The organism is Streptomyces sp. CB01201, from assembly GCF_002803085.1.
GTDB lineage: Bacteria > Actinomycetota > Actinomycetes > Streptomycetales > Streptomycetaceae > Streptomyces > Streptomyces hundungensis.
This window is the reverse complement of record NZ_NNBJ01000040.1, coordinates 1-10,817: the sequence shown is the minus strand read 5'-3', so window position 1 is coordinate 10,817 and position 10,817 is coordinate 1. Positions and strand designations below refer to the sequence as shown.

Here is a 10,817-nt window from a genome sequence, read left to right as displayed (position 1 = left end):
CTGGAGCGCCAGGACGCGACGCACTGGAACGCCCACGACAGCACCGGCCGCACCGTCAAATACCACCTGGACAGCAGCGGGCGGATCGACGAGACCACCGACGCCGAGGGCAACGTCACCAAGTACAACTGGGACAGCGACGGGCGCCTGTCGAAGATGACCACCTCCGAGAGCCGGGCGATCCTGTTCGGCTACGACGACCAGAACCGCCTCACCTCCTACAAGCAGTTCTACGAGGCTGGCGGCTCCGGCGGCGGCGAACCGACCTGGACCCTCGGCTACTCGGCCGCGACCCCGTACGCGGCGGGCACCACCACGGTCACCGACCCGACGAGCAAGTCGACCACGTACGAGCACAACGCGGACGGCGAGGTCGCGACGGTCACCGACCCGCTCAAGCACCACCGCGCGAAGACCTACACCAAGCACCTCACCCAGACCGCGACCGACGCGTTGGGCACGGGCAACACCCCGGGCAACGTCACCACCTACGGCTGGGACAACCGCAACAACCCGACCTCCGCCAAACTCCCGACCGGCGCGCTGGCCTCGTTCACGCCCTGGCTGAACAAGGCCGGCATGGACGTCCCCGACACCTTCACCACCCCCGACAACACCAAGTCGACGTACGCCTACGACGCGGTCGGCAACACCACGTCGGTCGCCGTGTCCGGCACGGGCGGCTCCACGACGAGCTCGACGTACAACCCGTCGACGCCGACGTGCGGCGGCTTCGTCGGCCAGCGCTGCACGATCAAGGACGCCCGGGGCAAGACCACCAGCTTCACCTACGACGACCAGGGCAACCTCACCAAGTCCGCCCCGCCCGCACCCCAGGGCGCCACCACCGCGACGTACGACGCGCTGGGCCGCCCCAGAACGGTCACGGACGGCCGCGGCATCACCTCCACGTACACGTACGACAACCTCGACGAGGTCCGCAAAGTCACCACGAGCGGCGGCCTGTCGGTGACGTACGTCTACGACCTGGACGGCAACCTCACCCAGCGCACCGACCAGACCGGCACGGTCAAGCACGCCTACGACGGCCTGGGCCGCGAAACCGTCCGCACCCTCCAGGACGACTCCCAGTCGGTGCTCACCTACACCCCGGACGGAAACGTCGACACCTACACCGACCCGTCCGGCACCACCGACTACACCTGGGACGACGCCGACCGCCTCCGGTACCTGAAGGCCCCCGACGGCCGGACGACGACGTACGACTACGACGCCAACGACCACCGCACCACCACCACTTACCCCGGCAACACGGTGCAGAGCGTGACCCTGGACGCCGACGGGAAACCCACCACCATCAAGGCGACCTCACCCAAGGGCACCCTCGTCGACCTCGCCTACACCTACACCTACCGCCCCGCCGGCGCGAGCGCGGACAAGAACGGCGTCAAGATCTACACCCGCACCGACAACCTGGACGCCACCCACCGCAAAACCACCTACACCTACAACGACGCCGGCCGCCTCGACACCGCCCGGGACACCAACAGCACCGGCGCGGACGCCGGATCCTGGAAGTACTGCACGGATACGGCCGGCAACCTGAAGTACATATCGTCCGCACCGCCCAACTGCCCCACCGCCATCGGCTACGGCTACAACGACGCGGGCCAGCTCGCCACCACGAACATGTCCACCACCGGCTGGTCCTACGACGCCAACGGCAACGAAACCGCCGCCACGCCCGGCGGGGGAGCCGCACGCACCGGCGAAACCTGGAACGACTTCGGCCAGCAGACCTCGATCACGGCCGGCTCGACCACGTACCCCGTGGAGAACGCCGACACCGGAAACACCGAACGCATCCGGATCGGCGACACCTGGTTCCACCAGACCCAGACCGGACTCGCCGCGTCCACAACTGGCAACCAGGACACGGGATTTGTCCGCGAACCGGCGGGAACCCTCAACTCCATGACGAGGGACGGCAAGAGCTACTACTACCTCACCGACGCCACCGGCAACGTCCTCGCCCTCACCGACCCCACCGGCACCCGCGTCAACAGCTACACCTACACCCCCACCGGCCAACCCCGCACCACCCCCGTAGAAGCAGTCCCCCAGCCCTACCGCTACGCCGGCACCTACCTCGACCCCACCGGCCTCTACAAAATGGGCGCCCGCTCCTACGACCCCAACCTCGCCCGCTTCACCACCACCGACCCCAGCGGCCAGGAAACCAACGCGTACCTCTACGCCGAAGGCGACCCCATCAACCGAACCGACCCGAATGGGCTCTTTGATTTCGCGGCCACTCTGGCCGCAGCAGGGGCCGCCACAGCAGGAGCCGTCGTAGGGAATCTGGTTGGTGGACCTATCCTGGCAGGAGCCTTGGGCGGCTGCCTAGGAGGAGCGGTAGGCGAGCGCACTACGGGAGGCTCACTGAAGGATGCTGGAGAGTCCTGCCTTACGTGGGCAGCTCTCGGCGCCCTAGGAGGGGCAGCAACGGTCGTTGTGCCCAAGGCATAGGTCCGCTAAGCGCAACCACCATCTACAGAAGCGGAGTGTGATCGGCAGTGCACGGACCCTGGCGCGGCCTGGAACGCATCCAATGGGCGGCCGTAGCTCTCTCGATCTGCGCAGTGGCAGCGATCATCTGCGCTCTGTGGGTTGATTCCACGTTCCCTCTATGGGTGTTCTACGCCCTGTCAGTGGTATCGATCACGCAGGTCTTCCAAGGGATACGGGAGGTGCGACGGGAGACGCTGCCGGACAATCGCTAGCAACGGGTCACCCCGATTCGGAGATTTGCGAATCGTGTCGGGCTTAGCCGTCGCCGCTTTTGCATCCAGGCCTGTACGTAGCGGTCCCGAACTAGCTCCCCTTCAGATTCGGGACCGCAGCACGTTCCCGTCAGTTCCGGCGCCTAGGAGCGGGTCATAAAAGCGGCCTCTCCCATTGGTAATTGACTCAATCCCATTCCATCATGTGCTTGAATTGTGCGCCTAGCTGCGGCACAGCCGCTTCACGCGCCAGGTGCCGTGTGTCACCGAATCTGCGCCGTTCGCCACCGAACGTTGACGGGCGCCGTCAGAAGGCCACACCAAGCTGACCGGACGCCCCCCCGTCGAAGATTTAGCGAGCGACGGAAAGGGCGGGCAGGGGCAGGCCGGCCATGAAGTGGGCGATGTCGGTGAAGAAGCGGAAGTCGCCGCGCGCGGTGAGGTGCTGGAGGCGGCCGATGGTGGCGGCGAGGTCGTCCTCAGTGCCGCGGACGGCATGGTGGAGAGCGAGGCCGAGTTCAACGTACCGGGTCAGGTAGGGCAGGCCGGCGTTCTCCGCCGCGGCGCGCAGGGCCTGGGCCCGGTCGGTGAGTGCGGGATCGCTTCCCGCGTCTTTGATGAGGGCGACGACCTGGGCGAGGATCCGGTTGGCGCGCTGGTCCAGGCCGGCCAGTAGCTGGTCGGCGAGTGCGAGTTCCTCGGTGGCGCGCATGGGGTCGGTGACCGCGGTGGCCAGGGCGATGCGGACCTGCGTCGTGGTGCGTTCGCCCGCGGCGTTGTGCTGTTTGGCTTCGGTGCGCGCGTTCTCGAAGGCGGTGATGGCTTCGTCGGAGTTGGCGTGAGGCCAGTGGATGTCGCCCAGGACGCGGTGGTGGCGGCCTTTCCAACCGAGGGTGGGCACGGCCGCTGACCAGGACCGCGGTGAGGCGGTCGACGGTGTGCTCGCGGTGCTCGCGCTGGCGGCAGCCGATCGCGATGAGGAGTTCGGAGGCGCCGTTGGCGGTGCTGTCGGCGTCTACAAGGAGGCTCGTGGATGAGCTGTACCGGCTATAGGCAGAAAGCAGCCTCATGCGACCATTAGTCTTCGTCGTCGTGCTCATCGCGGTGACGCTTCCTTTCGCGCCGGACGCAGTGAACTTCGACAAGGCATCGGGGATCGCTCTCGTGATCGCCTGGGGCGTGGGCCGCGGACTGATCGGTCTCCTGGCAGAACACCTTATTCGCGCCTCGAATGCGCGAAACAAACAGTCGGAGCGATAGCGGACCGCTACTGAACTTGATTGGGTGATGTCGGGGCCGTTCGCCTGACAGTTGAGTGTCGGCACCGGTAGCCCTGGGGTGTGAGGTACGCGCAGGGCGGCGGACTGACCGACGCCGAGAGGACTACGCGGGAGCGGTTGCGGCTCCAAGCCGTGGAGCATTTCGAGAGCGGGCAGAAGAACGCGGAGATTGCCCCTGCCCTGCGGATCAGTGTGCGGTCGGTTGAGCGGTGGCGTCGGGCCTGGCGGGAGGGCGGTGAGGCCGGGGTTCTGTCGAAGGGGTCACCGGGAAGACCTCGGCTCAACGAAGTCCAGGTCGCCAGGCTGGAGCGGGAGTTGGAGCGTGGTCCGCTGGCTCACGGCTGGACGGACCAGCGGTGGACGCTGGCACGGATCAAGACACTCATCGGCCGGCTGTTCCACGTCTCCTACACGGTCGAGGGCACCTGGAGGCTGCTGAAGCGACACGGCTGGAGCTGGCAGCAGCCCACTCGTCGGGCCATCGAGCGCGATGACGACGCGGTCGAGGTATGGAAGAAGGAGACCTGGCCGCGGGTAAGAGCATCGCGGCGGAGCGCGGGGCCTGGATCGTCTTCGAATTGCGCCGTGAGGCGCTGTGTTTCGTGTGGAGGTGAGAGGCCTCCACCGCTGACCTGTCGTAGCAGGGAGGTGGAGCTGAGGGCAGCCTGATCCGGGTGATGCCGGGGAGGGCGGGAGCGGCCCTGACAAAGCCGGGACGTGCCAGTACTGCCAGATGGTGCGGGTCCGGCGAGCGGGATGGAGAGGAGTACGCGAGGAACCGGCGTCTTTACGTCTCTTAACGATGTCATCGGCTCGAACCTGGCGGATCTGGGCCGGAAGCGGTGCGCACTCGTCGCGGGTCGGCGGGGAACTCCTTGGCCGGTCTTTCGAAGCCGGCCGGGAGGCCACGAGGAAGGTCTACGGCGTACTCGTGGCGATGCCGCAGGGACACAGTCGGGCTCCTACTTCGTCGAGCGAAATGCAGTGAACACGGGAACCATCCGGTCCCAACTCCCCTGTTGTGCACGGCCAGTGCCCGGCCAGGGATAGGCGCATCGACCGCCGAACGGGCCGGGTGGGGCGGAGCCGCCGTAGTACTCCGAGCCGGGGAAAGCCCGAGCACATGGGGAAGGGCGGCAGCGGTATCGAGAGGGGAGGAGGCTGCAATGCCGAAAGAGGCACCGCTGAATAGCGGCGCTCTGCTGGAGACTGCCCCGGTGGGGCCGCGCCAGCGGGTATCGGAGATGCAGGCCAAGCTTCACCGTTGGGCGGTGGCCGATCCCGGCCGCCGGTTCGACGATCTGTTCAACCTCGTGCACGACCCGGCGACGCTGATCGCGGCGTTCGACCGGGTCGCGGGCAACCGGGGAGCCGGAACTCCTGGCGTGGACGGCCTGACGGCTGCCGACGTCGAGGAGACGCTCGGCGTTCCCGGGTTCCTGGACGACCTGCGCACCCAGCTCAAGGCGGGCGCGTTCCGGCCGCTGCCGGTACGGGAGAAGACGATTCCCAAGCCGGGCGGATCGGGGAAGGTGCGGCGGCTGGGGATTCCCACGATCGCCGACCGGGTCGTGCAGGCCGCGCTGAAGCTGGTGCTGGAACCGATCTTCGAGGCCGACTTCAAGCCGGTCTCCTACGGGTTCCGGCCCAAGCGGCGGGCCCAGGACGCGATTGCCGAGATCCACATGTATGGCACCTGCGGCTACCGCTGGGTGCTGGACGCGGACATCGCGGCGTGCTTCGACGAGATCGATCACGTCGCGCTGATGGACCGGGTCCGGAGGCGGGTCAAGGACAAGCGCGTGCTGGCGCTGGTGAAGGCGTTCCTGAAGTCCGGGCTGCTGAACGAGCTCGGGGAACTTCAGAACACCTATACCGGCACGCCGCAAGGGGGCATCCTGTCCCCGCTGCTGGCCAACATCGCCCTGTCGGTGCTCGACGAGCACTTGCACCGGGCGTGGGAGAGCGGCGGGGAACTGTCCACCGAGTACAGGCGCGGACGACGCCGGGCCAAAGGCCTGCCCTCGTGGCGGCTGGTCCGCTACGCGGACGACTTCGTCGTCCTGGTCCACGGGACCAGGCAGGACACCGAGGCACTGCGCGAGGAGATCGCCCAGGCGCTCGCACCGATGGGACTGCGGCTGTCACCGGCCAAGACCCAGGTGGTGCATCTGAGCGAGGGGTTCGACTTCCTGGGGTTCCACATCCAGTGGCGCCGCAAGAGGGGAACGGACAAGTGGTACGTCTACACCTTCATCGCCGACCGGCCCTTGCGGTCGATCAAGGCGAAGATCCGTTCCCTGACCCACAGAACGTCGCAGCAGGACCTGGCCGTGGTGCTGGTCAACTTGAACAGAGCCACGCAGGGCTGGGCCCACTACTTCCGGCACGCCGTCGCGAAGCACGTATTCACCAAGGTGGACGACATCGTCTGGTGGCGACTCGTCCGCCTGCTGCGTGAACGGCACCACTGGAACTGGAGGGACTTCCGCCGACGATTCACCACCCCCAGCGGGCGGTGGCTTCCGATCGCGGCGGGCGAGATCAAGCTGCGGAAGATCAGCGCGATCCCGGTCACCCGGTATCGCTACCGCGGCAACAAGATCCCCAACCCCTGGGTCCCCGAGACCGCCTGACGGCAGAGACCGTGGAGAGCCCGTTGCGTTGAGAGGCGCACGGCGGGTTCGGCGAGAGGTCCGGGGAAACGGACCGGGAGCAATCCCGGCACCGCGCCCCGGGCCTACTCAGCGACGAGGCCGGGCAGTCGATGATTCCGCCGCGCGCCAGAACCTGGGGCCGGATCGGCCAGACCCCGGTCGTGAGGGTGAGAGGCCGCAGCTCGGGGCGGGTGTCGATGGCGGGCATGACCTGCTATAAGCCGGGCGAGCGGTCCCGGCTGATCTACGCGATCCGCGAGTATCGCGGCCGCAAGGACGAACCGAAGGGCTTCGGCTGGCGCGACTTCCGCGACCTGATCGTCCGCGCCCGCACCCAGCTCGGCGGCCCGATCGTCCTGGTCTGGGACAACCTCCGCCTGCACCTAACCGCCGGCATGCGTGCGTTCATCGAGACGAACGCCGAGTGGCTCACCGTGTTCCACCTGCCCGCCTACGCCCCGGACCTCAACCCACAGGAGGGCGTCTGGTCACTGGTCAAACGCGAGATCGGCAACCTCGCCGCCGCGGACCTCACTCAGATCACCCGAGCCGTGAAACGTCGGCTCAAGAGGATCCAGTACCGTCCGGAACTCGTCGACGGCTGCCTCGCAACCACCGGCCTGACCCTGGAGAGCTGACGTGACTCATTCCTCCTCCCAGTTCGCGTAGTCGCCCATCGCCACGTCATCGCACAAGGTCTCCCACAACCCGTTGTCTGCGAGTGCGGTGGCATCGAGAGCAATGAGGAGCCGACGAAGCTCGTCCGCCACCTCCTGGAACCTGTCCTCCTCGTCTTCCTCGTAGAACGGGAAGCGGGCGATGGTGCCCGCGACGCACCGATGGAAGGCCCCGAGGTCACTGTTCACATGCCAGGCGGTCGCGGATCCGATCTTGGGGATCTGCACGACGCGCCGCGAAGCCACATCGACGCCGAGCCGACCGAACAGGCCGCTGGACCCAAAGACGACCAACCCGCTCTTACCGATCCCGTCCAGGAGCGTCGCCTCAGTCAGCGGCTGGTACTCATAACCGATCAGCCCTGCTGGGACGCCAGCTTCCCGAAGATCGGCGGCGATCTCGACAGGCACCCCTGGTGAGCAGCCGATACGGACCACGGCGTACTGGGGCAACGGCAACGGCGGGAAGTCTCGGATCACACGAGCATCATCCTCGTGCTCCGGCCACACCAGGAAGGCGCGAGCTGGCCCCTGCCACCTACGGCGGGCCCCGACATCACTCAATCAAGTTCAGTAGCACTGCACATATGGAACTGTGCCTGGCCCGGTATTGGGCCAGGCACACCATTGGCTCAGGATCGGGGCCACGCGGTGCGCCGCCCGCTGGGCCCCGGCCGTGATCTTCCCGAGCCGCCGCCCCGCGATCCTCGAACTCTCACCGCCGCCGAAAGGGCCGCGGTGAGCACCTGGGTGGAGGCGTCCGTCGCCGCGCCACTCTCCACGCCCACTGGCCGGCGCCGCCTCGGAACGGGGCCTGTGGATCCTGGGAGCTGTTGACGGCCGGCCCATGGTGCGGCCAGGCTCGTAGCCGTCACCGGCCTTCGCCAGGTCAGGGATGCAGATAGCTGCTGAGGTAGCCGCGGGCTGCGGCTTCGCTCGTGCCGAGCGCGGTTGCCACGGCTTCGATCGGCACGTCGGAGGCGGTGATCTCGTTCGTTGCTTCCTCGCCGGTCTGGGCGACGATGTACCTGAGGTCGGCCAAGGCCTTCAAAGCGACCAGCGGCTCCTCGGCGGCCAGGCCATCGAGCCTGCGGACGAGGTCGGTGAAGAGGTCGATGAGCTCCGCGGGCAGCTGCACGGCCGCGCGTCGGACAACCGACACATGGGCTTTGTGGTCCGCGATCGGTCCGGACAGATCAATGTCCGCCTCGTACAGGGGCTTGTCTTCGGGCAGGGTGGTCCAGTCGAGCAGGTACTCCGCCATGCCGCGCCAGCCGCACGCGCAGCTGCCCCGCAGCACCGCGGCCCGGGGTCGGCCGAACCGTCCGTCGTAGGAGTGCCACTCGGTCGAGGACGGCATGTGCGAACCGCTGCCCACGTCGAAGTAGACCGGGCCCGGCTCGCTGCCGTCGGCCAGCCGCACCCCCACCGACCCCTCGTGCGCGGCCCCCAGCGCCTTGAGCACCCTGTCCACGTCGACCAACCCCTTTCCCGCAGCATTCGACTGGGACGGCCCGTCGGCCGGACCCGCGCCATTCAGGCTGCCTCCAAGAGGCCACCTGCGTACCGGGATTCACCGAATGTGGTGCGAGTGGACGTCACGCAAGCCTCCTCGCGGAGCCCGGACGCGATCTGCAGGCCCCAGAGGGGGAAACCGGTCCCTGTTACGGGCCCTCTCGCTCCAGGCGTTCGCGGCAGCTCGCGCACAGGGGATTTCCGCCGACTCCGTATCGGCAGCACGGCTGGTGGCAGCGCGTGCACGGTCCGGTCTGGGAGGGAGACCAGGTGACGGGCTGCGATCTGGCGGCAGTCTCGGGAGCGGGTGATGTCATGGCGCATTCTCCTCCGCAGCGACTCAAAAACATTGCATCACGCGTTCGGATTCCGCGGCCGGCAGCGGCACACCGGCTCACGGGCCAGGTGCGGGAGAGACCCGGGGGACGGAGGCCATCCGCAGGGACAAGCGCGATATCGTGGACTCTTCGTATCTACGATTTGTCTCGTCAGGAGTGCCCGCGTGCCTGAGGACCCCATCGCCCACAGCGAGCTCGCTGCCCTGACCCGGCGTTTTGAAGAGGTTGCGGAGCAGCACGGCCGCGAGTTCGGGATCATCAAGTCCGACCTCACTGCGGTGCGCCTCCAGGTCGGCAACCTGGACCAGAAGGTCGAGGCGCTCGACAAGAAGATCGACCGGAACCAGGCCCAGATCATCGAGCTGCTGACCGAGCTGGTCGGTCGGCGTCCCGACGCTGGCTGACGCGCCGGACCAGTTTCCGTCTCCGCTCCGCAGCACGCGGCGGCCCTCAACCGGATGCCCTGGTTGAGGGCCGCCGTGCGTATCAGGGCGGATGGTCCGGCCGTCGCCGATGTGAGATCAGCGGAGATCAAGGCGGCCGGGTACTCCCCGTGGACTGAGGTGGGCGAGGTGTACACGGTCCCGCTGACACTGACGGTCTGGGCGCGCTCCGCGGAGCCATCGTTCCTGTTCGGCCTGGAAGGGGCAGGGCACACGCAGACCGTCTATGCGGCCGTGCTGCCCGACGCGCTCACGCTGCTGCACCAGCTGGCTCCCACCCTGCAGGCTCTCGGCGTCACGGACCAGATCGCGCGGGCCGAGCCTGAGACCAGGTCCGTCCTCGCGGACGTCCTGGACAAGGTGCACGACCGTCAGCGCGACAAGAGCGGCCGTCTTCGCCGCGACCGTTCCTAGGCTGGCCGCAGGCCTCGGCAGGCCGTCGGCTTGAAGCGCCGCGGTGCTGGGGCTGTTCTACCTGCCGAGGTGGGCCTGCCGTTCGCGGACGAGGCGGTGCCAGCGGTCGCGGTCGACGTCGTCGTCTTCGAGCCAGCGGATGGCAGAGGGGCCGGACAGGGGCAGGCCGGCCATGAAGTGGACGATGTCGGCGTAGTACGCGTAGTCCCCACCGCTGGTGATCTCGTGCAGGCGGGTCAGCGAGGCAGTGACACTGTCGGTGGCGCCGAGGACGGCATGGTGGAAGGCCATGACGAGTTCGAGGGTGGCGGCCAGGGCGGCGTCGAGCCCGGCGGTGTGAATGTCAGCCCGCAGCAGGCGAGCCTGCTCGCCCAGGTCGTTGGTGCCGGCGTCGCGCAGGAGAGCGGCGATGCGGAGCATGAGGCGGTTGGCGCGCAGGGCGAGGCCAGTCAGGTACTGCTCGGCCAGAGCGATCTCCTGATCGGCGACCTGGGGGTCGGTGAAGGCGGTGGCGAAGGCGAGGTAGGTCTGGGCGTGGGCGTGTTCACCGGAGAGCTGGTGCTGTTCGGCGTCGGTCCGCGCTGCCGTGTAGGCGGCGGTGGCGCGGTGCATGTCGCCCTGGATCCAGTAGAGGTCGCCCAGGACCCGGTTCTGGCGGCCTTCCCAGCCGAGGTGCTGGGCGGCGGCTAGGCCATTTCGTTTGGATCAGGCGGTCGTTGGTTTGGGTGTGCCGTTGACTGATGCGCAGT

General features: G+C 67.7%; 9 protein-coding genes and 2 pseudogenes. 7 read left to right on the top strand and 4 right to left on the bottom strand.

Features of this window, described 5'->3' with window-relative positions:
- Window positions 1-2,490 (top strand): RHS repeat-associated core domain-containing protein (locus tag CG740_RS39385; protein WP_100580128.1); only part of this gene is annotated, 2,490 nt, incomplete at its 5' end.
- 606 nt (window positions 2,491-3,096) lie between these two features.
- On the opposite strand, the gene CG740_RS39380 is transcribed toward CG740_RS39385, so the two are convergent.
- Window positions 3,097-3,645 carry a hypothetical protein gene (locus tag CG740_RS39380; protein ID WP_100580127.1) on the bottom strand — a complete coding sequence of 183 codons (549 nt, stop codon included), beginning with the start codon at window positions 3,643-3,645 and terminating at the stop codon, window positions 3,097-3,099.
- Between the two features lie 191 nt (window positions 3,646-3,836).
- Here CG740_RS39380 and CG740_RS40180 point away from each other — a divergent pair, with 191 nt between their 5' ends.
- The 4 genes and pseudogenes from CG740_RS40180 to CG740_RS39365 form a co-directional block, all read left to right on the top strand.
- A complete protein-coding gene (locus tag CG740_RS40180; protein ID WP_159030576.1) occupies window positions 3,837-4,004 on the top strand; it encodes a hypothetical protein in 168 nt (55 codons plus the stop codon).
- A gap of 80 nt (window positions 4,005-4,084) precedes the next feature.
- Window positions 4,085-4,602, top strand: a pseudogene (locus CG740_RS39375) (winged helix-turn-helix domain-containing protein); the annotation flags it as partial.
- A 693-nt stretch (window positions 4,603-5,295) separates the two neighbouring features.
- Entirely contained in the window at window positions 5,296-6,660 is a 1,365-nt protein-coding gene (ltrA, locus tag CG740_RS39370; protein ID WP_324901226.1) for a group II intron reverse transcriptase/maturase, read from the top strand.
- A gap of 104 nt (window positions 6,661-6,764) precedes the next feature.
- Window positions 6,765-7,319, top strand: a pseudogene (locus CG740_RS39365) (IS630 family transposase); the annotation flags it as partial.
- Window positions 7,320-7,325: 6 nt separating this feature from the next.
- Here the strand turns inward: CG740_RS39365 and CG740_RS39360 are convergent.
- A complete protein-coding gene (locus CG740_RS39360) occupies window positions 7,326-7,838 on the bottom strand; it encodes an SUKH-4 family immunity protein (protein ID WP_100580124.1) in 513 nt (170 codons plus the stop codon).
- A 409-nt stretch (window positions 7,839-8,247) separates the two neighbouring features.
- On the bottom strand, window positions 8,248-8,832 hold the full coding sequence (locus CG740_RS39355; RefSeq protein ID WP_100580129.1) for a hypothetical protein: 585 nt from the start codon (window positions 8,830-8,832) through the stop codon (window positions 8,248-8,250).
- A gap of 543 nt (window positions 8,833-9,375) precedes the next feature.
- Between CG740_RS39355 and CG740_RS39350 the strand changes: the two genes are divergently transcribed.
- A complete protein-coding gene (locus CG740_RS39350) occupies window positions 9,376-9,615 on the top strand; it encodes a hypothetical protein (protein ID WP_100580123.1) in 240 nt (79 codons plus the stop codon).
- Window positions 9,616-9,690: 75 nt separating this feature from the next.
- On the top strand, window positions 9,691-10,068 hold the full coding sequence (locus tag CG740_RS39345) for a hypothetical protein (protein WP_159030575.1): 378 nt from the start codon (window positions 9,691-9,693) through the stop codon (window positions 10,066-10,068).
- A gap of 57 nt (window positions 10,069-10,125) precedes the next feature.
- On the opposite strand, the gene CG740_RS39340 is transcribed toward CG740_RS39345, so the two are convergent.
- Entirely contained in the window at window positions 10,126-10,680 is a 555-nt protein-coding gene (locus CG740_RS39340) for a hypothetical protein (RefSeq protein ID WP_100580121.1), read from the bottom strand.
- Window positions 10,681-10,817: the final 137 nt, after the last annotated feature.